Origin of the sequence: Micromonospora lupini str. Lupac 08, from assembly GCF_000297395.2 — a bacterium.
Taxonomy (GTDB): Bacteria; Actinomycetota; Actinomycetes; order Mycobacteriales; family Micromonosporaceae; genus Micromonospora; species Micromonospora lupini.
Map to the genome: position 1 here is coordinate 4,057,307 of NZ_HF570108.1, position 22,176 is coordinate 4,079,482.

General features: G+C 68.7%; 20 protein-coding genes. 11 read left to right on the forward strand and 9 right to left on the reverse strand.

The features are described 5' to 3' along the window. The first annotated feature begins 7 nt into the window (after positions 1 to 7). Positions 8 to 511, forward strand: coding sequence for a hypothetical protein (locus MILUP08_RS19765; protein WP_007460834.1), 504 nt, complete (start codon positions 8 to 10; stop codon positions 509 to 511). Positions 512 to 544: 33 nt separating this feature from the next. After that, entirely contained in the window at positions 545 to 1,003 is a 459-nt protein-coding gene (locus MILUP08_RS19770; protein WP_144056972.1) for a hypothetical protein, read from the forward strand. A 74-nt stretch (positions 1,004 to 1,077) separates the two neighbouring features. Here MILUP08_RS19770 and MILUP08_RS19775 read toward each other — a convergent pair whose 3' ends face one another. Further along, positions 1,078 to 2,028, reverse strand: a complete 951-nt coding sequence (locus MILUP08_RS19775) for a DUF559 domain-containing protein (RefSeq protein WP_007460838.1) — start codon at positions 2,026 to 2,028, stop codon at positions 1,078 to 1,080. A 271-nt stretch (positions 2,029 to 2,299) separates the two neighbouring features. On the opposite strand from MILUP08_RS19775, the gene MILUP08_RS19780 reads away from it, so the two are divergent. From MILUP08_RS19780 to MILUP08_RS19795, 4 genes are all read left to right on the forward strand, one after another. Next, positions 2,300 to 2,863: a carboxymuconolactone decarboxylase family protein gene (locus tag MILUP08_RS19780; RefSeq protein ID WP_007460840.1), complete on the forward strand. Its 564-nt coding sequence runs from the start codon at positions 2,300 to 2,302 to the stop codon at positions 2,861 to 2,863. A 91-nt stretch (positions 2,864 to 2,954) separates the two neighbouring features. Further along, positions 2,955 to 4,118, forward strand: coding sequence for a M20/M25/M40 family metallo-hydrolase (locus MILUP08_RS19785; RefSeq protein WP_007460842.1), 1,164 nt, complete (start codon positions 2,955 to 2,957; stop codon positions 4,116 to 4,118). A 41-nt stretch (positions 4,119 to 4,159) separates the two neighbouring features. Then, positions 4,160 to 5,290, forward strand: a complete 1,131-nt coding sequence (locus MILUP08_RS19790) for a carboxylate-amine ligase (RefSeq protein ID WP_007460844.1) — start codon at positions 4,160 to 4,162, stop codon at positions 5,288 to 5,290. Positions 5,291 to 5,454: 164 nt separating this feature from the next. Further along, complete coding sequence (locus MILUP08_RS19795; RefSeq protein ID WP_144057167.1) at positions 5,455 to 6,054, forward strand: nitroreductase family protein; 600 nt, start codon at positions 5,455 to 5,457, stop codon at positions 6,052 to 6,054. Here the strand turns inward: MILUP08_RS19795 and MILUP08_RS19800 are convergent. From MILUP08_RS19800 to MILUP08_RS19810, 3 genes are all read right to left on the reverse strand, one after another. After that, entirely contained in the window at positions 6,038 to 7,582 is a 1,545-nt protein-coding gene (locus MILUP08_RS19800) for an NAD(P)-binding domain-containing protein (protein WP_007460850.1), read from the reverse strand. The genes MILUP08_RS19795 and MILUP08_RS19800 overlap by 17 nt on opposite strands. Positions 7,583 to 7,853: 271 nt before the next feature. After that, positions 7,854 to 8,546, reverse strand: coding sequence for a Crp/Fnr family transcriptional regulator (locus MILUP08_RS19805; RefSeq protein ID WP_007460853.1), 693 nt, complete (start codon positions 8,544 to 8,546; stop codon positions 7,854 to 7,856). 73 nt (positions 8,547 to 8,619) lie between these two features. After that, positions 8,620 to 9,219 (reverse strand): Pycsar system effector family protein, encoded by a 600-nt coding sequence (locus MILUP08_RS19810; protein WP_051065756.1) that lies wholly within the window; start codon positions 9,217 to 9,219, stop codon positions 8,620 to 8,622. A 134-nt stretch (positions 9,220 to 9,353) separates the two neighbouring features. Between MILUP08_RS19810 and MILUP08_RS19815 the strand changes: the two genes are divergently transcribed. From MILUP08_RS19815 to MILUP08_RS19825, 3 genes are read left to right on the forward strand one after another with little or no spacing between them, the layout of a single operon-like run. After that, a complete protein-coding gene (locus MILUP08_RS19815; RefSeq protein ID WP_051065757.1) occupies positions 9,354 to 10,145 on the forward strand; it encodes a hypothetical protein in 792 nt (263 codons plus the stop codon). 29 nt (positions 10,146 to 10,174) lie between these two features. Next, entirely contained in the window at positions 10,175 to 12,328 is a 2,154-nt protein-coding gene (locus MILUP08_RS19820; protein WP_144056973.1) for a hypothetical protein, read from the forward strand. A gap of 1 nt (position 12,329) precedes the next feature. Further along, the gene (locus MILUP08_RS19825) at positions 12,330 to 13,211 is read left to right on the forward strand and encodes a hypothetical protein (RefSeq protein ID WP_007460858.1); all 882 of its coding nucleotides are present in this window, start codon (positions 12,330 to 12,332) and stop codon (positions 13,209 to 13,211) included. A gap of 139 nt (positions 13,212 to 13,350) precedes the next feature. Here the strand turns inward: MILUP08_RS19825 and MILUP08_RS19830 are convergent, their stop codons facing one another. Together MILUP08_RS19830 and MILUP08_RS19835 are read right to left on the reverse strand one after the other, a co-directional pair. Continuing rightward, positions 13,351 to 14,583 carry a hypothetical protein gene (locus tag MILUP08_RS19830; RefSeq protein ID WP_007460859.1) on the reverse strand — a complete coding sequence of 411 codons (1,233 nt, stop codon included), beginning with the start codon at positions 14,581 to 14,583 and terminating at the stop codon, positions 13,351 to 13,353. A gap of 375 nt (positions 14,584 to 14,958) precedes the next feature. Further along, positions 14,959 to 15,198 carry a winged helix-turn-helix domain-containing protein gene (locus MILUP08_RS19835; RefSeq protein ID WP_007460861.1) on the reverse strand — a complete coding sequence of 80 codons (240 nt, stop codon included), beginning with the start codon at positions 15,196 to 15,198 and terminating at the stop codon, positions 14,959 to 14,961. Between the two features lie 314 nt (positions 15,199 to 15,512). Between MILUP08_RS19835 and MILUP08_RS19840 the strand changes: the two genes are divergently transcribed. Continuing rightward, positions 15,513 to 15,773 (forward strand): DivIVA domain-containing protein, encoded by a 261-nt coding sequence (locus MILUP08_RS19840; RefSeq protein WP_007460862.1) that lies wholly within the window; start codon positions 15,513 to 15,515, stop codon positions 15,771 to 15,773. Positions 15,774 to 15,999: 226 nt separating this feature from the next. Here MILUP08_RS19840 and MILUP08_RS19845 read toward each other — a convergent pair whose 3' ends face one another. The 3 genes from MILUP08_RS19845 to MILUP08_RS36360 all read right to left on the reverse strand — a co-directional run bounded on the left by MILUP08_RS19845 (position 16,000) and on the right by MILUP08_RS36360 (position 19,270). Continuing rightward, a complete protein-coding gene (locus tag MILUP08_RS19845; RefSeq protein ID WP_007460865.1) occupies positions 16,000 to 16,956 on the reverse strand; it encodes a DUF559 domain-containing protein in 957 nt (318 codons plus the stop codon). Between the two features lie 212 nt (positions 16,957 to 17,168). Then, positions 17,169 to 17,720, reverse strand: a complete 552-nt coding sequence (locus MILUP08_RS19850; RefSeq protein ID WP_007460868.1) for a hypothetical protein — start codon at positions 17,718 to 17,720, stop codon at positions 17,169 to 17,171. A gap of 101 nt (positions 17,721 to 17,821) precedes the next feature. Next, positions 17,822 to 19,270, reverse strand: coding sequence for a Fic family protein (locus MILUP08_RS36360; protein WP_007460870.1), 1,449 nt, complete (start codon positions 19,268 to 19,270; stop codon positions 17,822 to 17,824). A gap of 194 nt (positions 19,271 to 19,464) precedes the next feature. On the opposite strand from MILUP08_RS36360, the gene MILUP08_RS19860 reads away from it, so the two are divergent. Beyond that, complete coding sequence (locus tag MILUP08_RS19860) at positions 19,465 to 22,173, forward strand: COR domain-containing protein (protein ID WP_007460872.1); 2,709 nt, start codon at positions 19,465 to 19,467, stop codon at positions 22,171 to 22,173. The last annotated feature ends 3 nt before the right edge of the window (positions 22,174 to 22,176 follow it).

The following is a 22,176-nucleotide window of genomic DNA, read 5'->3' on the forward strand; positions in this document are numbered from 1 at the left end:
GTACGCCATGGAACTCGAACGCAACTGGAAGCCGTACGCCAAGGGCCCGGCGCTGCTCGTGCTGGCGGTGGTCCTGGCGTTCTCGCCGGAGATCCTGTCGGCGATGGGCCGGGAGTTCACCTTCGGCAACTGGGTCGGCTACGTGATGGCTCTGCTCGCCCTGATCGGCGGCCTGGGCGCGGTGCGGGAGAGCCGCCAGGCGTTCGCCGTCCGCATCGGTGAGCAGGGCATCAACTGGACCAGGGGCGAGGCGACAGTGGACTTCGCCTGGTCGGACGTGACCCGGGTCGCGGTCGAGAAGAAGCCCAACGCCGGCAAGCTGGAGAAGCCGAGCATCCTGACCGTCTGGGTCGCCGACCAGACCGAGCGGGCGCTGTCGCCCGACATCGAGCTGACCGGGCTGCGTGGCTACCACGTCGCCGACCTGAAGAGCACCAAGCAGTCGCGCGACCAGGTCGAGGCGGCCCTGCGCCAGTACGGCGGAGACCGCTACCCCGCACCGGCCAACTGACCCGTCGCCCTCTCGGAGCCCACAATGTCGACGATGCCCACGCCCGGGGCCGTACCGCCCCCCGCCCTCCGCCCGCCCGCCGACGGGGAGTGCCAGTTCTGCGGCAGCCATCCCGCCGCCCACGTGTCATTCCAGTCGATGACCAGCATCGTGATCCTGTACGTCGTCTCCGCACAACGCGGCTGGATGTGCCGCAACTGCGGCCTCTCGCTGTACCGTCACCACGCGAACAAGACCATGCTCGCCGCGTGGTGGGGCGTCGGCATCATCGGCATTCCGATCTTCCTCGGCATCGACCGCCTCCGGCTGCGTCGCATCCTGCGGCTCGCCCCGCCCCAGCCCACGCCGGGGGTCGCGGCATCGCTGCCGGCGCCCCTGGACCCGGGCAAGCCGCTGATCCAACGCCCGGGCGCCATCCTGAGCATCGTCCTGGTGACAGTGCTCGTCCTGGTGATCGGCTGCGGAGCCCTGGCCTTCGGCGCCTCGGAGTAGCACTCCTCCCGCTCATGATCACTTGATGCTGAGCAGTTGTCAGAGGCCCCGGAGAACTGTTCAGCATCAAGTGATCACGAGTGAGTGCGGCGACTGTCGAGGATTGCCAGGGTTTCCTGCCGGATCTGGGCGGGGTTCGCCACGAGGCGGCGGTGAGTGAAGCGGACGACGAGAATCCCGATCGTGGCCAGTAGGGCGTCGCGGCGAAGGTCGATCTCGCGCTCGGCCGGATCGGCGTGGGTGCCGGCGCCGTCCAGTTCGACGTTGACGCGCTCCACCTCGGCGAACATGTCGAGATAGATGGTTCGGGCACCGACCCGCACCCGCACCTGTCGGGTGAACGCCGGCATACCGGGGCCCGTGAAGACTCGATCGTGGCCCCAGATCTCCAGCGGGCTGCGGCAACCGGCGGCGAGCCGATCCAGCAGATCGCGCAGCGCGGCGCGATCGGTGATCCGTGGCACCTCGGCGAGGGCGGCGACGAGTCGCTGTGGCGTGGTGAGCCGGTCGTTGACCGCCCTGATGAGGGGCCCGGGGCGGTCAACTGGCGGCAGCAGCGGCCAACAGTCCACCAGGGTCCGGTCGAGCCGCGTCACCGGCAACCCACCCCGCACCACCACCTGCGGCGGCCCAATGGCGAAGCCGGCGCGATGGCGTACCACGAGATGCGGCCGACCCCGCAGGCCCGACCCGGCGGGCAGGTCGAGGTGCACCGGCTCGTTGGGTGGCTGGCAGCGTAGACCCCAAATGTCGAGCGCGGTCAGTCGACTGAACGCCCCACGGCCGTCGGCATACGCGAGGGCTGCCCCGCGCGCCAACTCGGGCTCGACCCGGGCCAGAATCGGCCCCTCCGCACCCGTGCTGGCGATCAGGGTGGCGTCCAGGTAGACCCCGGGCAACGGGCGCACCAACCGACCCGCCCGACAGGCAGCCTGGACTGTCCAGTCAGGTGCTACTCGCACCACGTCCTGCCAGGTGCAGATTCCACCGCCGGAGACCAGCAGGGCACGCAGTCGCGGGTCCACGGGCCCGACCCTGCCGCACCAAGCTGCGTGACATTGCTGGTTTGAAACCCACTGTGGACAAGGCATGAACCTGTGGACAGCGGCCCACACCTGGTCCGTTTGTGATACGGCCCGTCAGGCTCCCCGGAAAGAGCATGAATGGAGAAAGACACTCGGCGGACGGGATGAGATCGTGGCTGCGCGGCGACTGTCACGCCGCCCCGCACGGGCAGCCCGCCGCGAGAGGCGCGGCCCGGTCGGGCCGCGGTTAACGGCTGGAGGGCGGATCATCATGGCGCACATCGATCTCGGGATCGACGAGAAGGAGTTTCCCGGCGTCACCGGCCCGATGCGGTACCGCCCGGAGACGGCGAAGCCGCTCAACGAGCTGGCCGAGGTGCTGCTGCGCGGCCCGCACACGCTTCCGGCCGGCGAGCGCGAGCTGATCGCCGCGTACGTCTCCGGGCGCAACGAGTGCACCTTCTGCTGCGCGTCGCACTCGGCGTTCGCCGCCGCCCAGCTCGACGAGGGCATGAGCCTCGTCGACCAGGTACGCGCGGACCTCGACACCGCCCCGATCTCGGCCAAGCTGCGGGCGCTGCTGCGCATCGCCGGCGCGGTGCAGATCAGTGGCCGCAACGTCACGACCGAGCTGGTCGCCGACGCCCGCGCCGAGGGCGCCACCGACCTGGAGATCCACGACACCGTGCTGATCGCCGCAGCGTTCTGCATGTTCAACAGGTACGTCGACGGCCTGGGCACCTTCGCGCCCGAGGGCCAGGAGGCGTACGCCGGAATGGCGCACCGGATCGTCGAGTTCGGCTACGGGTCCCCGGCCGGCGCGCCGGCGGTCTGAGCACAACCACGGGTGACCGCACCCCGATCCCCCTGCGATCGTCGACTGGCACGCCCGATGAAGCCCGTCGGCCGTGCGGTTGGAGGGATCGATGGACCGTCCCCGTTTTCTGCTCGACGCCGCCCAGCGGCTCCGAGCCGACATGGTCGACCGGCTGAGCACACTCGTCTCCCGCGAGTCGGCGCCGGGTTCGCTGCCCCAGCTCGAATCCTGCGCCGACCTGCTCGCCGACTGGGGGCAGGAGGTGCTCGGCCGGCCCACCCACCGGGTCGTGATCGACGGTCTGCCGCACCTGCTGTGGCCGGCCACCGACCAGCGTGTGCTGCTGCTCGGCCACTTCGACACCGTCTTCCCGGTGGGCACGATCCGGGCCCGGCCGTTCGACGTGCGTGGAGACGTGGCGACCGGGCCCGGCGTGTGCGACATGAAGGCCGGCATCGTGCAGATGGTCACGGCCCTGGGCCTGGTCGAGGACACCTCGACCGTCGGCGTGCTGCTCACCTGCGACGAGGAGACCGGGTCCGGCACGTCGCGGGACCTGATCGAACGGGAGGCGCGACGCTCGGGCGCGGTACTGGTCTGCGAGGCGGCCACCCCGGACGGGCAGCTGAAGGTGGCCCGCAAGGGTGGCTCGGTCTACCGCGTCACCGTCTCGGGTCGGGCGGCCCACGCCGGCGTCGAGCCGCAGCGCGGGGTCAACGCCACTGTCGAGGTCGCCCACCAGGTTCTCACGCTGGGCAGGCTCGGCGCGGCCGACAGCGACGGCACCTCGGTCACGCCGACAGTGCTGTCCGCCGGCACCACGACGAACACGGTGCCCGAGCGCGCCAGCCTGGCCGTGGACGTCCGGGCCTGGACGAGGGACGAGCTCGAACGCGTCGACCACGCCATCCGCGGGCTCGTTCCGTTCCTGCCCGAGGCGACGCTCGCCGTGCACGGTGGCATCAACCGCTACCCGATGTCGGCGGAGCTGGCGCGGCCACTGCTGGAGGTGGCCCAGTCGATCGCCCGCCGGCTGGGCATCCCACGCCTGACCGGCGCGTACGCCGCCGGCGCCTCCGACGGCAACTTCACCGCAGCGCTCGGCGTGCCGACGCTTGACGGCCTGGGCGCGGTCGGCGGTGGAGCGCACGCCGCCGACGAGTACGTCTGCCTCGACCGGATGCCCGAACGAACGGCGCTGCTGGCCGGGCTCGTCGACGCGCTGTCCACGATGGAGCGTCTCGGACCGCGACGCGTCGACGACATCCCGTAACGTTCTCGGTGCCGGCGAACGACCGGCAGCGAGGACGCGACATGACGACGGGACAGCAATTGGGCCCGCCCCCGCTCGGCGTCGAGGAGGAGTTCCTCGTCGTCGACGCCGACCGGGGCGAGGTCGTACCGCGGGCGGCCACCGTCGTCGACGGCGCGCGCCCGACGCTCGGCGCCCGGGTGGGCGGCGAGATCACCACCTTGCAGATCGAGACGCGCACCGACCCGTGCCAGAGCGTCGACGACCTCGCCGCCCAGCTCGTCGAGGGCAGGGCCGCCATCCAGGCCGCCGCCCGCTCGGCGGGCCTGCGGGTGATCGCCAGCGGCTCGCCGGTGCTGGGCCAGGCGGTGCCGCCGCCGCTGACCCAGGGGCCACGCCAGGATCGGGGCACCGCCACCTTCCGTGGGCTGCACGACGAGCTGGCGATCTGCGCCGTCCACGTCCACGTGGAGCAGCCCGACCGGGACCGGGCCGTGCTGATCGGCAACCACCTGCGCGCACACCTGCCGGCGCTGCTCGCCCTCACCGCCAACTCGCCCTACTGGGCGGAGCGCGACACCGGCTACGCGAGTTGGCGCAGCGTCACGTGGGGGCGCTGGCCGGTGGCCGGCCCGCCGCCGTACCTGACGTCCGCCCGGCAGTACGACGACCACGTGGACATGCTTCTCGACGCGGGCGCACTCGTCGACCACGGCACGATCTTCTGGGATCTCCGGCTGTCCACACACCACCCCACGCTCGAGGTACGGGTGGCCGACGTGCCCGTCACCGCCGCCGAGTCCGCAGCACTCGCCGCCCTGGTGCGGGCCCTGGTGGTCGTCGCCGGCGAGGCCGTCGACCGGGGCGACGAGGGCCCGCGGCTGGTCCCCGAGCTGCTGCGGCTCGCCTACTGGCGGGCCGCCCGCGACGGCATGGGCGGCCACGGCGTCGACGTCGCCACGGGTCGGCTGCTGCCCGCGGCGGCCCTCGCCGAACGGCTTGTCGAGCGCGCCCGGCCGGCGCTGGACGCGGCGGGCGACCGCGAACGGGTGCAGCGCTGGCTGACGTGGCTCGCGGCGGACGGTGACGGCGCGACCCGTCAGCGGGCCGCCCACGCGGTGCGCGGACGACTGACCGACGTCGTCGACGAGATCGCCAGCCGGACCGCGCCCGAAGAGGGCACACCTGCGTAACGACAAGCCTGCCGGGCTCGGCGATGCTGGAGGAACCGGATGTCGGCGGCAGGCAGACGCTCCCCGCGCAGACCGGCACACTGAGGCAGGGGAGGCCACAGGTGAACGACACCGACCTGATACCCAGGGTCCCCGTCCAGCACCACCGCAGGCCGCCGGCGGAGATGGTGCGCGAGGCCGAGGCGTTCGCGCAGCGGATGGCGCAGCGCCGGTCGGTGCGCGACTTCGCCGGCGATCCCCTGCCCGACGGGGTGGTCGAGGCCGCCATCCGAGCCGCGTCGACAGCGCCCAGCGGCGCCAACGTGCAGCCGTGGCGGTTCGTCGTCCTGACCGACCCGGCCCGCAAACGCCGGCTGCGCGAGGCCGCCGAAGCCGAGGAACGCGCGTTCTACGACCGTCGCGCCTCGGCGGAGTGGCTGGGTGCGATCGCCGCTCTCGGCACCGACTGGCGCAAGCCGTTCCTGGAGACCGCACCGGCCGTCATCGTCGTGTTCGAGGTGCACCAGGGGCCGCACAGCCCGAAGCCGTACTACGTCAAGGAGTCCGTCGGCATCGCGGTCGGCCTGCTGATCACCGCGCTGCACCACGCCGGCCTGGTCACGCTCACCCACACGCCCAGCCCGATGCGGTTCCTCAACGAGGTGTGCGAGCGGCCACCGGAGGAGCGCCCGTACGTCGTCATGCCCGTCGGTTATCCCACCTCGGACGCCCACGTCCCCGACCTGCCCCGCAAACCCCTCGACGAGATCATGATCCGGTGGTGAGGTCCCCGGTCAGGAACTCGACCAACGGCTCCACGTGTCGGTCCGGACGTCGCCACTCGGCGAGCAGATCCTCCAGCAGATGCTGCTCGGCGACGAGTTCAGCGCCGCGGTAACGCCTGATCACCGGGTGGATGAAGGCGCTCTCCCGGGCGCGGTCGGGGGTCGGGTGCCGGTCGATGGCGAAGACGTCGCCGTAGTCGTCGCGGCCCCACCGCAGCGCGAGCGTGTACCACTGCGTGGCTGCCGCGAAGCGCTCCACTGCGTAGTCCTCCGGCAGGTCCTCGTAGTGGTGGATGTCGCCTGTGGCGTCGTCGCGGACGAAGACGTCACACAGGTACTCGAACTGCGTCCACAGCGCCGAGGACCAGTTGACCCGGTCGAGCATCAGCTTCGTCAGCGACACGGCGTCGGCCGGCGTCGTCGCGTACGACAGCGGCACGCCGTCGTAGCGCTCCCGCAGGATCCGGGTGAACGTCCGCAGGTTGTACCGGAAGCCGTCGATGAACGGCGACGACGCGTGCTTGGCGTCGCGGGCCTGGGCGATGGTGCCGGCGAAGTACAGGTCGTCGACGTTGCTCGACTGCCAGTCGGGGCGCAGACCGGGCATGCGGCCGTCGCGCACCATGTCGGGTCGGGACGTCTCGTCGAACAGCGCCGTGTCCATCCGGAAGCCCGTGCACCGCAGCACCGTGTGGTAGTCCAGCTCGGCGGTCTCCCCCTGGGCATGGGTGTACGTGATCGACACCCGGAACCGCCCGTCGACGGGCCGGATCTCGTCGATCGTGCAGTCCAGCACCGAGTGCAGCGTCTTGAACTGGTAGCTGTCGAGGATCGCGCCGTACTGACCGCGTACGTCACCGGGGTGTTTGGTGTTCCACGCCAGCCGCAGCGGCTGCCGGCTGGCGAGGTGCACCATCGACGCCCGGCCGAGGATGGCCGACGCGGTCTCGAAGGCGGAGTTGCCCTTGCCGATGATCAGGACCCGCTGACCGTCGTACGCCGTGGGGTCGACGACCATGTCCTCGTACCCGATGGCATGTTCGATGCCCTTGATGGCCGGCACGAAGGGCCGGCCCCAGCCGGTCGCGACGACCAGGCAGCGCGCACGCACGTCGCCTCGGTCGGTGCTGACGGTGAAGCCGTCGTCGGTCCGCGTGATCCGCTCGACAGTCGTGCCGAAGCGGATGTTGAGCTGGTGGACCCGCTGGAACTCGGCGAGGTAGCGCACCAGGTCGTCGGCGGCCGGCAGATACTCGTCGCTGAAGCGTGGGAACAGCAGGTCCGGGGAGTCGTTGAGCAGCGAGTTCCAGTCCCAGCGCAGGCGAATCTCCGGATCGGCGCTGTCGGTGTGCACCTTGTTCAGCGAGATGAGCCGCCGGTGGCGCGGAAACCGCCGGAAGAAGCCGCCGGGCTCGTCGCCGCTCTCCAGTGTCAGGTAGTCGGCGCCGTGTTGCTGCAGGTAGTAGCTCAGTTGGAGGCCGGCGGGCCCCGCCCCGACGATGACGTACCGGTGTTCGCTGCTGACCATCCTGCGGCCCTTCGACGGAGGAACGAATCCATCGACCATGGGATGCGAAGCGAAAAGTGTCAATGCCCGGTCACTGCCGGTCACTTCGACGAGATTTGTTGGCGGCGAGGCCGACGAGTGCGGTGACGATGGTCCCGACGGCCGCCACCGAAGCGGTCGCCGTACCCTCGGGGCCGGGCAGCGGCGGCCACCAGAAGTACCGCGCTGGGCCCGCGCCGACCGCCAGGGTTCGCTGCGGCAGGGCGAGCGGCGACAGCCAGCTCTCGTGCCGTCAGGGGGAACCGTCGAGATCAGCGACGGCGCGTAGACCATCACTGTCCCGGATGACAATTTCGCGGTAACCCGTGCCGATGATTCCGGCCCCACGCAAGCTCCCGAGCGCCTTTTGCACGCTGATCTCTGCGGCTCCACACAGAGTGGCCAGTTCACTCTGGGTGAGGCGCACGTTGATGACGAGCCCTTCGCAGCTCCGTCGGCCGTACGCCGCAGCAATCTCCCACAGCACGCGCGCCAACCGGACCTTGACCGAATAGGAGGCGAAGTCCACCCGTCGTCGGTTGGCCCAGCGCAACCTGTCGGCCACGATGCCGGCGACCTCCATGGCGGCGTCCGGATTGGCTCGGAGAAACGCACGGAACTCGCTGCGGTGGACGATCCGAACGATCGAAGATCGGCAGGCGGTGACCGTCGCGGTCCTCGGCGTTCCGTTCAGCGCGGAGATCTCGCCGACGAGATCGCCGGACATCCGGATCGCCAGCAGCGCCTGTCGGCCGTCGGCCATCTCGACGGTGACCTTGGCGAGTGCATCGTCCAGCAGGATGACGTGCGATTCGAGAGCACCCTCCCGCAGCACGACCTGGGACTCCTTAACCGAACGACGGATCGCAACGGCCAGAAGACGATCCCTAGCGGTCTTCTCGATTCGGCCGAGGAATGTCCCGGGCAACCAAGTGGTGTTGTCCACGTACCACCTCCGTCCCGCTTGGAGATCATCCTTCACGTTCCGCTGCAAGATCGCTACCGACGGCAGCCCCGGTTTAGGGCATCAGCCGGGTCGAGAAGGTCGAGAGAAGCATCAGTCCCGCAGCCGACGCCATCGCCACCATGAGCCATGGCATGCTCCGGCGTACTCGTAGGTGCTTCGCCATAGCGATGCGGGCGAGCACGGTGACGAGGTCCCACACCTCGTCCCTGTGGCGTCTGATCGGCGCCGCAGAAGGGCTTCCCCTTCCTCGGACGAGGTTCGGAAAGGCGAATCGGTTGGCGGTTCTGGCACCGTCGAGACGAGGTCGAAGCGCCAAGACCAGCAGCCAGGCGGCCGACGCAATACCGATGACGAAGAGGATCACCAGAAGCACAGCCAGCAAGACGGTGACCGGGGCTCCTCCAACCACGTGTGGCACGACTTTGTCCACTACTGCGGCGGCCACTCCACCCTCGATCGCGAGCAAAGCAAAGGCCTTGGTGTCCGCGTGACGAATCGAGGTCTGGAGCGAGGCTACCGTGGCGAGGCCAACCTGGAGATCACGCCAGGGATCGAGGTGAGGCTGTCTGGCGGTGCGCCGAGCGTTTCCCATGCTCCCAGTGAAGGCTGGCGACCAGACGAATATGGAGTCGAAGTACGTGTTGTCGTCCACCCGACGGTGTAGCCACAACCCCTATTTCTATGGAATTTCCAGCGCGCCGAGCCGATAGAGATGACGTTGACCAGCTCACCGTCATCACTGGAAGGGTGGATCGCGTGCCTGACTTTGCCGATCCGGACCGTCGCATGCTTGTCGCAGTGGATATGGAGCGCTACAGCGGGCGGGACAACATCCTGCAGCATCGGGCTCAACTGGCCTTTCAGAAGATCATGACGGAAGCGTGTGAGGAACTGGGCTTCGACCGGACCAACTGGCTCATCCAGCAGGGAGGCGATGGAGAACTGGCGATCCTGCCCCCTGGAGCGAGCGAGCGGGCCGTGGTGACGCGGCTGACACCAACCGTTGACCGCCTCCTGCGCGAGCACAACCTCGGCCTGGCTCCGGAGGCGCGGATCCGGCTACGCATCGGCGTCCACGAAGGGTTGGTCCATCTTGACGGCGCGAATGGCTATCCAGGGGACGCGGTCGTGACCGTTTGTCGGTTGGTCGACTCACCGCAGCTCAAGGACGCGCTGCGACAGTTCGCCGGCGCTGCGGTTGCTCTGATCGTCTCGGACCGGATTCACCAGGACATCGTCCGCCACTACCAGGACCTGAGGCCGGAGCATTTTCAGCGGGTGTTGGCGGAGGTCCCGGGGAAGAACTTCGAAGCCGTCGCCTGGATCTACGTGCCCGGTGAGAACATCGCCGATGCGGTCACGCACGACGGCGAGAGGAGCTTCTCTCCTCGTAATGATCCGAAAGAGAATGGTGGGGGCGCGGGCCGGCGCAGCCGCGTCCCATCTCCGCAGCCCTCACCTGGCGGACAGACCTTCCAGAACATCACCTCCCACGGGGTCAACGCCTTTGGAAACGGCAACATCATCTCCACATCAGACAGGCCTGACGACACGGAGTCATGGCGGTTGAACTCGTGAACGGATCGCAGCCCGTAGACGGTACCGCTGTGCCGGGCACCCCCGAGGACGGCAGTGGACGCAAGGCGGTCGTCCCGCTACAGGTTCCGGCGGACGACCCGTCTGTGCAGATGGGGGCTCACAGCCAATCGGACAGCGGTCAGGAGGAGAACATTCCTCCAGATTCACTCCGGCTGGACCCACATGTGGGCGAAGAGCTGTACGGCACCAGCTTCGAGGCCAACTACTCCCGCGTTCACGCCCGCGGGGCGAACGCCTTCGGCAACCACAACACGATCCACTACATCACTTATCAAGGCCAACCAGCCGCCAAGCCATTCATTCGGGATGCCGTCGAAGTGCCGGACCTCCTCGCGGTCTACACCGGGACGGATTCGGACAGCGAGCTGACCGCCTTGCTCGACCAACGCTCCACCGCCTGTCTGACCGGCCGACCCAACACCGGCCGATTCAGCACAGCATGCGCCGCGCTGGCGCGACGCCACGATGCGAAGCGTGTGCGCGAGGTGCTGCTGCCCGAGGAGATCAAGGCGGAGGCCCTCCATCACGCGGCTGACAGCCTCATGACAGATCACGGTTACGTCCTCCGACTGCCCGGCAACGGACATGTCGAGGCAATGCGTGTGCTGGCTGACATCTTCCGGCAACGCTCGGCCAGCCTGCTCCTGATTCGGAATGACGAGTCGCGCGCCCGCAACAGGCACAGCGCGGAGGTCCCGCACCGCGGTCCCGACCCGGTGGCTGTGTTCCGCAGACACCTGCAGCACCAGCTCTGCAATCGTGCGGACCTCAGCGAGGAGGAGAGCGAGCGCCACGTCGAGACTTACCTCCTGCACCCAGATCTCACTGCGTCGATCGAGAGGACGTACAGGCCCCTCGAGGTGGTGCGGCTCGCGAAGGATGTCGCGAATCGCCATCCCGCTGACCAAGAGGCACTCGCCGACATCATCGGGATGTCCCAGCCGAGCCGTAGGGCACGCGCAGCCGAAATCCTTCGTTCCGAGGCCACCGGCGGAGATCGACGTCCGCGTCGAGCCGACCAGCACGAAAGAGCCTTCCGCATTGCGTACGCCGTCTTCGCCCAGCAACCCCTGCACTACGTCTTCGAGGCCGCGAGCCTGCTGCTCGAGGAGATCGACGGACAGGCCAATCGGCCGGACTGGGGCCGGATGGCTTTGCAGCACCCGGTGTCCGAGCTGCTCGGACCACTGGATGTCGACTGGCGGGAGGGCCAAGAGGCCGTGCGGGCACGCGGTGGCGTGTCCCGGTCGGCATGGCTACGTGACGCCGCCCTGCGTGGCGCCATCATCGACGAAGCGTGGCACGAATTCGACAGCACCAGACCCGCGATACTCAAGTGGCTCGACACCCTGGTCGCTTTCGACGAAGAGCTGGTGCGCCGCGCGGCCGCCGAGGTGGCGGGGTTGCTCGCCCACCATGACTTCGAGCGGGTCTGCACAGACCTGATAGACGGCTGGGCGTCCTCGCCCAAGCCTCGGACCCGTCAAGCCGCAGCCCGGGCGATCGTCGCGGCGGACATGGGCGGCCAGGTGCACCACCTCGTCCGCCGAAAGGTGCAGGAATGGACCGGCGGTCACCGCAACTACCAGCGGGACGCGGCCGCTCTCGTCTACGCCAGCGGACTCCAGCAACCGGACCTGAGCTGGAGCCTGGCAGATCTGCGCCGCATCGCAACCGATCGGATGCAGCAGCACACCTCCGCGGTGGCGGAAGGTATCCAGCAGCTCTTCAACCACTTTCCCGACCGCGTGGACGAGGTCGTCTCCGAGCTGGCGCGGTGGTCGGACGACCGCCAGTTGCGGCGGCACGCCGGCAACGCGCTCCTCAGCCTGACGCAACGGACCGTTGACGACCTTCCAAACGCCCCGTTTGACCTGATGACGAAGCTCGCGGCAAGCCAGGTTGACGCCGACGACCTCGCTCGACTTTGGCGTGTGTCGCTGCTCGCCTCACGCACCTCTCGGCAGGCATGGCCGATCTTCGGCCAGTGGCTGCACAAGGCCGATTCCGATGACACGTTCCGTAAGTCGATCAGTGCGTTGGTGACGGACCTGGCGGCCGATCCGGCCCTACGGCGTCGACTGCAGTTCCATCTCGTCCGCCTGACCGAGTTCCAGAGCGGCCTGCCCACGTGGCTCGAGAACGCGATGAGGGAGTGGTGACATGACAGACACCCCCAGGGCAGGATATCCGCGGACGGCACTCTGGAGTCGATTCGGGGCGTGGTGGCTGAAGCTGTGGCGTCGTCTGCTCCTTGCACTGCAGGGGCCAGAGCCGATCCCCGCGCCGTTTACGCCACCACCGCCACCCCCGGGGCGGTTGACCGAACGCCGCGACGTCTCGGCGCCGATCGTCGTGCCCGCCCGTGGGTACGTCTTCACCTTCCACGTCCGCGCTGCGTTCGTCTGGTCCTCCGAGGGATTAATGCGGGAGACGCTGACCGGCTCGGCGCAGTACTTCATGCCGTACGCCATTCGCGCGCTGACCCGCCTGGCCGCTGGCCGCGCCCGCAACTTCGCCGCCCACCGGGCAAGGGATTTCGAGGTGGAGTTGCAGCGGGCGCTGGCCGAAACCACACCGTGGCGTTACGAGCGCGGTGGTGTGCAGGTCACCTGCCAGCCGTATGTGTGGGTTGAGCTCGACGAGAGTGTCAAACGCGCCATCCGCCCTTACTGGGAACAACTCATCAAGCTCGACTGCGAGTACGACGTCGACGTGAAGCGCGCTCAGTATGCCGATCGCCTCAGCCGGCAGTGGTTGTCGATTTTGGAGCAGCTGGCAGAGAATCCGGTCGCCGGGGGCGCAGCCAAGATGACCAACGAGAGCCTCGCCGCCGTCGTACAGGAACTCATTGCTCAGCAGCAGGCCGCTAAGCAGCGACTGGACGACCTGCTCGCCGAGGGCCTGCGTAGCGACGACGCCTACGAAAAGGCAACCTCGTTCGACTACCTCTTCGAACGGCTCAAGGCGCAGGGAAGGCCGGCGTCCGCAGAGCAGAGAAAGCAGGCTCGGAAGGGTTCCGCACCCGATCCCGGCAGAACCTGACAGCCTGAGCCACGCGCGGACGTTCGGGTGTCCCTGACCCGCTCTCTCGAAGAGGCCGGGCCAGGGGCCAGGAGCCGCCGATCGCTCAGTTATCAGGAGTCCCATCGGGGAGGCTAGGTGGCTGGCGGTCGACGTCCACTCAATCTTCCTCGTCGTCCCCGCGCTGGCGGAGCGCCCGCTCGGCAATTCGGCTCGAGAGCTTTCCCGTCGCCCACTTGGCCCGGCCGAGGGTCTCGTTGCCAAGGCGCCTGGCGGCACCAACGCCGTCTGCTCCGGTCTCGAGCGCCTTGTCCCTCGCCTCCTTGGCCGCATCGGTCCATCGTCGCGCCTCCGATGACTCTCGAGCGCCCTCGATCCCGAGCCGCCCGTGGAAGTCGACGATGGCAATCGAGACGTGATTGCTCGACTGCACCACGGCCGGGGAGTCCATTGGATGCATCAATACCTTGGAGTTGGCCTTGCCAGCAGCAGCATCCATGCGGGCCAGCAGGCGCTCGGTGCACCGTGAGATGAGTTCGAGGCGGTTCTTCCGGGCAGCCTTCAGGCCGAGGCGATGCCCGTCCAACTCACCTGGTGACGCGTCCAGAACCCGGTCGAGTTCAAGCACGGCGATCGCGTCCTGCAGCTGGAAGCAGCGCGCCAGGACGGCGAGCCACTCCTGCCCTTTGGACTCTGCTTCCTTGGCTGCCTTGGCGAGATCCCCGATTGCGGTCTTGCGCTCCAACTTCTCCGCGAGCGCGTCGAGTTGACGCAACGCATACGCCTGGGTTTCCGCGATTGTTGTCGGGGCTCCCTGCACCTTCGACCACGTAACCTCCTCGACCCGACCCCTCGCCTCTCGGATGGTCATGGCCTCCTCGATGACGAAGCCGACTCCGATCATGCGGGCCAACACCGCGTCCTTCTGGGCGCGAAGCACATCGTCGACCTTCTCGTCGATCGTGGCGAGATAATCGGTGATTTCCTTCATGCTCTGCTGCATCGCAACCTGCGCCATAACTCCCGCAGCACCAGCCAGAATCGCCGGATTGCCCAGCATCGGCGCCTTCGAGATCTGGAGCCATGACTTGATCGAGCCCGGCTGTCCCACCATCGCATGGCTAACGCCTGGCGTCTTGCTCTGCATCAGCCCAAACCTCTGGACACGCTGTGCGGACTCCTTGGTCAGTTGCACCCAGCGGCCTGAGTTGGCAGCTACCTCGGCACCTGTCTGTGCGGCTGCAGCCCCGGTGCTGAGGACTGATCCGAGCCGTCGCAGTCCGAGATCTTTCGATGGCAGTCCCTCAGAAATGAGGAAGCGATCAACAGTCGCCGGATCCCCGATGACCGCCAGACCATCGCCGTCACTGATCAGCTGAATCTCGTTGTCCATCGTGGGCTCCTGAGGTGCGGGAAGGGTAGACAGGATTGTCCTTAGCGTTGTTCGCTGCTTCGCTCTGCGGCCACGAGCAGCCATGACCGGCCGCGCCGACGTGAGCCGCCAGTGACTCCGGCGCCTGCTCGCCAGCCGTTTCGACTAATCCGAGGTTGTGGTTGCCCTCGACGACGGCGATCAGCCGCTCCACGATCGCCCGGCACTCCTCCGACCAGTGTGCCGACGGCGGGGCGATCAGCGTCGTCCAGGTCTCCGACCTGCTTCTGCAACTCGGACAAGAGCAGGTCTCGGTCGATCACGCGCCGACTCTAGTCGTCCTGTGGACGGGACGGGGATGCCCAAAAAGGCTCGTGTAGGTAGCTGGACCGTTACCTACGGCTCACGCATCCAGGTCTTCGGGTCGGTCACGAAGATTCCCTTGCCCTGATGCCGCCGGATCACTCGAAGCGCTTCCAGCCGGACGTAAACCATTTGAATCGTGGATGAACTGACTCCGAAGCGGTCAGACATGTCAGCGATCGAGGGCAGCTTGTCCCCCGACTTGACCTTCCCGCTGCGCAGGTCCCCGATGATCTCGTCCGAGATCCGGATGTAGTCCGGTGTCTGTGGCATGGCACTCCTTGCGTGGCACGCCAATTTGATCACGACACGCACCGGCGAGACAACTATGCGTTGCGGGCGACAACTTAGGCATATATGGTTGATCGCGAGCTGCTCCTCGCGTGGCAACGAGTTCGGCTCATCCCCTGGTCGGGGCGGGTGCGTGTGCCCGTCCCGACCCCACCGGACTGCTCTGCTGTCGTACCGCCGAATCGGGCTGCGGCGGCGGAGCGGGCGGGTCGTCCGCGGCCCCCGCGCGGACGGCCCGCCCTTCCCACCTACCACTGGGACCGTCCGCGCTCCCGCCTGCCCCAGAAAGGACCGACGTGGCTCAGGTGTACGGCTACCCGGCCCGGTTGACGCCGCACGAGGTGCGAACCCGCGCGTTCACCGCGCAACTGCGCGGCGTCGACCCCGATGAGGTACGCGAATTCCAGGCCCGGGTGGCCGACGAGCTGACCATGCTCAACGAGACGGTACGGCTGCTCAGTCGTGAGAACGACCGGATCGGGCGGGCGCTGCGTGACTGGCAGATCATGCACGCGCAGGAGTGCCGGCCGCCCCACCACAACTCCGGGCACTGGTGACCGGGCGCCCCTCCCCCGGCGACCTGCTCGCCATCGACGGTCACACCTCGGTGCAATTCGGCGGCGACCGCGCGCTCCGGCAGCTGATCTGGTCGAGCAGGATGGTGAGGTGCCGAGGAGCCTGCTCGCACTCCACCCGCACCTAATCTCGCCCGCCCTTCGGCACGCCAGCTCCGCACCGACGCCACGTCCTGCTCGGGAGGCCCGCCCATGAAACAGCCTCTCATCAGCTCGACGGTTGGGTCGCCCGACGCGTAGCCAGGATGGCAAGCGTTTCCCGACGTACGTCGTCGGCCTCGTGAACCAGGCGGCGGTGGGCGAAGCGGACCACCAGGATCCCCACGGTCGCCAGTAGGGCGTCCCGGCGCAGGTCGATCTCCCGCTGGCGTGGGTCGCCGTGTGTGGTGGCCCCGTCCAGTTCAATGTTGACCCGTTCCCGCTCGGCGAACATGTCGAGGTACACGGTGCGCCGCCCGAGGCGCATCGGTACCTGCCGAAGGAACGCCGGCATGGCCGGGCCGGTGAAGACGTGCTCGTGCCCCCACATCTCCAACGGGCTGCGGCATCCGTCGGCGAGCCTCGTCAGCAGTGTCCGGAACGTTGCCCTGCCGATCAGCTTCGGCGCACTGTCCAGTGTCTCCGCCAGCCGTTCGGGTGTGGTCAGCCAGTCGTTGACCGCCCGGATCACCGGTGCCCGCCGCTCGACGGACGGCAACATCGGCCAGGAGTCGACGAGCGCCTGGTCGAGCCGGGTGACCGTCAGACCCCTGCGGACGACGACGTGGGGCGGTTCGATGCGCAGGTGCCGGTGTCGATGCACGACCAGTCCGGGTCGGGTGCGGAGGCTGGCGCCCACCGGTGTACTCAGGTGCACCGGTTCACCAGCCGCCTGCGGGCGCAGCCCCCAGGCGCTGAGGGCGCTCAGATGACTGAGAGCCCCGCGGCCGTCGGCCCAGGCGAGAGCGGCACGCTGGCCCAGAGCAGGGCCGAGCCGGCTGAGGACGGGGGCACCCGACCGGCTGTCCAGCAGGTGCGCCGCCACGAACACCTGAGGCAGTACTCGCACCAGGTCGCCATTGACGCAAGCCTGCCGAAGCGTCCAGGCGGGCACCACCTGTCGGGCAGCCCCGAAGGTCACCAGCCCACCGTTAAGCTCCACCAACTCCCGAAGCACGACGTTCACGCAAGTAACCGTGAGTGCAGGCCAGGAGCCCTCGCAACCACGCCACGCGCCCTCTGTGGACAGCCACCGACCTGTGGATCGCGCCCCGCGAGCACACGATTTCTGCTACCGCACGGATCGGTGGCAGCTCAGCAGGGCGGGGCTCGGCGTGTCGAGTTGCTCAGCTGCCACCGATTTTGGGACAGCGGCCATCCGAATCGCGCCCACGCCGCTCAGTTCCGCGCCGTCGGGATCCGTCCCTCGGCCGGTCGCCGAAACTGCTCGACGGTGCCGCCACGCACGCCGAGCCCACTGCGCGCGGCCTGGTAGAAGCCGTCGCGGGCCTCGTCGGCCTGCCGGACCATGCCATCGAGGTCGACCGGTGGATCCGGCAGACTCCGCGCCGCCTGCTCCAGGTTCCGTACCGCACGCCGCCAGGTGGAGGCCGCCCGTACCGTGGCGGCGTCGCCGAGCAGCAGGACCGCCTCCCAGGTGAGGGTATGACGGACGTCCGCGTCGGCCAGCCGGGCCATCCCGTCCTCGCGGTCAAGCGCGGGGGTACGGGAGCCGGGTCGGTGGCGGCTCAGCATGCCCAGCGAGACCAGATGGATTTCCTTCACCGCACGGGTGAAATCGGCGTACGCGTCCAGCCGCCGCTCGTCCCAGCGGACCGTCTGGCTACGTCGCCACCGGCCACGCTCGGTCACCGTGGTGGCGGCCATCGTGCCGATGGTGCCGACCAGCACGCCGAGCAGGGCGGGTAGCTGCGTCAGAACGTTCTCCATGTGCTGAGCCTGTCATCCCGCCAGCGTGTTGGTCTCGCCGTACTCGCCGCAGGTCAGGCGGAGGGTCGCCCCCGGTCTGTGTGTCGACCGTCCCGACGCGGTCAGGGACGGATCCGTTTTCGCGTACCGTTGATCAGCAGTTCGACGAGTTTCGCGAGCCCGGCGGCGCCGTACCTGTCGTGCGCCTGCCGGACGGTCTTCAGCAGAGGCGCCGCGCGGTCGAGGATCACGCCTTCCCGGGCGAGCACGAAGTAGAGCGCCAGCATGGCCGAGCGCGCGTTGCCGTCGTCGAACGGGTGGAAGAACGCCACGTCGAGGTAGACCCGCGCGGCTCGGGAGGGCAGGGGCAGGGCGTCCTCGGTCGCTTCCCGTAGACACGCCTCGAACCGGGTGGGGAGGTCGGCGTGCCAGTAGTAGCGTTCACGGCCGCCCTTGGCCCAGGCCGGGCCGTTGCGGAACGCCGGCGCCGGCACACCGAGCAGCATGCCCTGCCACTGCGAGAGCATCGCGAACGTGAGCGGTCCGCCCGCTGCCGCCGCCCGTCCGGCCTGCTCGACAGCGGCGGTCAACTGCGGGCCGTCCGTTGGGCGGTCGGCTGCGTGGCGGGCGATGGCGTCCTCGCCGGTACGGACGGGACCGGCAACGGGTTCGGACGCGGTTGCCCAGTCGACTCGGACACGAACGGCCTGCCACGTCTCCAGGTCATCGGGGCGCCTGCCCTCGGGCCTGCGCTGGTGTCGGGTCCGCGCCTGTCGGGTGGGTGTTCGGGACGACGGCCAACCCTGCGGCCAGGTGTCGGGCCACTCGTCGGTGGCGTGGACGAACGAGGGCGGCGGGTCGACCAGGGACTCGCCGACGAGCTGCCGCGCGAGGCGCTCCGCGACGTCGACGACCTCGGCGGCGGACGGCTGCGTCCAACTCCGGAATCGTCCGCCGATCGCGTCGTCGATCAGGGTCGAGTGTCGGTCCTCGGGCACGTCGGCAGCGACGAGAAACCAGGAGAGAACCTGTTCGCAGTGGCCGTACCAGCCGCTGTCGCTGCTCGTGCGGTCCACGGTCAGGTTGACGAGTTGCGCGACCGCGACCTCCCAGGCCGCGACGAGGTCGTGGGGCGACTTGTCGGAGTCGGGTAGCGGCAGGAAACGATCGAATCGCTCGGCCAGGTCCTCCAGCCACCCTCGCCACTGCAGCAGTGAGTCGGCGACGAGGGCCAGGGTCTCCTCGGGTGAGCTGATCGAGTCCGAGGCGCAGCACCAGCCGTCGCCCGGGCCACCGTCGTAGTCGCCCTCGCCCTGGGACCAGCACCAGCCGTTGGCCCAGCGTCCGTAGTGGTCGACGAGGGCGTGGCTCACCGTCTCCCGCCACCGATCCGCTTCGGTGCGGCCGACGAGCCGGGATCCCTCCCATCGGCACGGTGGCGGCACCGGAGGCGCGAGGGACCGCACCACCTCAAGCGCCTCGGTGGGATCGAAGGGGTGTCGTGCGGGGTCGACCTCCGGCCAGGTGAGTGAGCGTGGAAAGATCCGGTGCCACGATTCGTCAGCCGTCATCGGCAGCCATCCTGCCATTGGGCGGCGCGTCGCCAACCGGGTGTACGACAGAACGCCTCTGCGCTGTCGGCCGGACGAGGAGCCACCGTCCGCCTGCTGTTGGCCGAAAACGTCACCTGATTGACGGACGTCGTCGTCACACCGAGCGTCCATAGTGGTGGGCGATCGGCGATGTCACACAGAACGGACAATCGATGAGCGCAGTGGCGAATCTGGGTCGGATGGGCATCTCGTCTCTTCCGGCCGACCTGCTGGCGCGGACCGACCTCGAGGTGCTGTCCCTGTACGGCAACGACATCGACGCGCTGCCGCCCGAGATCGGCGCTCTCGACCGCCTGGAGAAGCTTGACCTCGCCGGGAACATGTTGACCACCCTGCCGCCCGAGATCGGGGACCTGAAGCAGCTTCGCGAGCTGGACCTCGGCGCGAACCAGCTCTCCGTCCTCCCCGACGAGCTGGGCGCGTTACCCGAGCTTCAGTTGCTGGATCTGCGGAGCAATCAGCTCACCAGTCTCCCGACGACCCTCGCGCCACTGCTGATGCGAGGTCAGTTGACGATCCGGCTCGACGACAACCCGCTCAACCACGCCCTGGCCGAGACGCTGCGCCGGGGGGACGCCGCGCTTGGCGCGTACCTGCAGAGCCTGGAGGACGGGGTTCCGCAGTTCGAGGCCAAGGTCCTGCTGGTGGGCGAGGGCAACGTCGGCAAGACGTCCCTGGTGGGGGCGCTCAACGACGAGCAGTTCGTGCCGGGACGGCCGACGACGCACGGCATCCAGATCCGGGAGTTGACGCTGCCGCATCCGTACCTGGACGAGACGTTGACCCTGCGGACGTGGGACTTCGGTGGCCAGGAGATCTACCGGGTGACGCACCAGTTCTTCTTCAGTCGGCGGGCCATCTACCTGCTGGTCTGGCACCCGCGGGAGGGGCAGGAGCAGGGCGAGGTGGAGGGTTGGCTGCGCCGCATCCGACTCCGGGTGGGTACGGCGGCGTCGGTGATGATCGTGGCCACCCACGCCGACGAACGACGGCCGGAGCTGGACTTCCCGCGCCTGCGGGAGGTCTTCCCGGACATGCTCGCGGGGCAGTACGCGGTGGACAGCGAGACGAACAACGGCGTCTGGGCGCTACGTGACGCCATCGCCGCCGAGGCGGCCCGGCTGCCGCAGATGGGCCAGTTGGCCAGCCGCCGGTGGGCGAGCGCCCGGGACGCGATCCTGGCCCAGGCCGGCGCCCAGCCGCAGATGTCCTTCGAGGACTTCTCCGCGATCTGCCGGCGTCATCGGGTACGCGACGACGAGATCGGCCACCTGGCCGAGTTGCTCCACGACCTGGGCCAGATCATCTACTACGGCGACGACGACGGCCTGCGCGACATCGTGATCCTCAATCCCGAGTGGCTCACGAAGGCGATCAGCCACGTCATGGAGGACCGCGGGGTTCGGGCCGACGACGGGATCCTCGACCACCACGAGTTGCGGCGCATCTGGCGACGGCGCGACGACGGCCTGTCGTACAACCCGGTCCACCATCCGTTCTTCCTCCGGTTGATGGAGAAGTTCGACGTCTCGTACCGGCTGAGCGACGGCGACCGGAGCCTGATCGCCCAGTTGGTTCCGTTCGAACGCCCCGCGTTGCCGTGGGAGGCGTCGCATCCGGTCGCGGACGGTCGCCGGGTGCTGCGGCTGACCTGCGAACTCGACGAGAGCGCTCCGCCGGGCCTGGTCGCCTGGCTCACCGTGCGGCACCACGACGCGTCGACGGGTCGGCACTGGCGGCGGGGCGTCTTCCTGCGCCACCCGATCGACGCGTACCAGTCCGAGGCGTTGGTGGAGTTGGAGGCGGACCACAAGTTGGCCATCGAGGTCCGCGCCCCGTCGCCGGACCTCTTCTTCAACGTGCTCCGGGACAGTCTGGAGCGTCTTCTCACGACGCGCTGGCCGGGTCTGCCCTTCAAACTGTTCGTGCCCTGTCCGAGTCGCGGCGCCGGTGGCGTGGCGTGCGCCGGCCGTTTTCCGCTCGACGGGCTGATCAAGTTTCGGGAGCGTTCGATGCGGCCGCCTCCGGTCCACACCGTCGGCCTGTTCGACCCCGAGCTGACTTCCTGGCCGTCGAACCGGCAGGAGGTGATGCTGCCCTGCCTGACCTGCCAGCGGGACCACGATGTCGCCGGCCTGCTGACCGGGTTCGTGGTGCCACAGCCCTTCGGTGTCGAGCTGAACCGGCTGGAACGGCGGTTGAGCACCCTCAGCCAGGAGGTCGGTCTGATCGGGGACCACATGGCGGAGACGGCCTCGTTCGCCGCGGACACGGCCCACCACCTGCGCCGGCTGGTGCAGGCCGTCGGTACCGAGGTGACCGACTGCCCACGGCTGTTCACGGTCGCCACGATCCCGCCCGTCGGTTGGCGCCGTTTCTGGTTCGGGCAGCGCTCCATTCGGATCACGCTGTGGTGCGAGCAGCCCGGGGAGTGGCACACCTGGGACGGGGCCAGCTACGTACTGACCCAGCCGCGAGCGTGGCTGCGCACGGCCGCCCCGTACCTGAACCTGGTGTTCAAGACCCTGCGCCTCGTGTATCCGGTCGCCGCCTCGGTCGCCAGCTATGTCACGCCGGATCTGGACAAGGCGCAGCGGGAACTCGACCTGATGAAGAGCCTGGTCGACGCGTTGCCCACGTCGCTCGCCGAGGACGCGCTGACGCCGCCCGAGTCACGGCACACCCTGTCCGTGGCGGAGGGCGCGGCCCTGCGCTCGTTCAAGGTGCTGCTCATGCAACTGGACGCCACGCGAGCCTTCGGCGGCCTCGGTCGGGTGCTCACGCCCACCGGAGAGTTCCTGTGGGTGTGCCCGAGCCACCGACGACTGCACGACCCGGGGCTGCCGGTGCTGCCCGCCTGACCG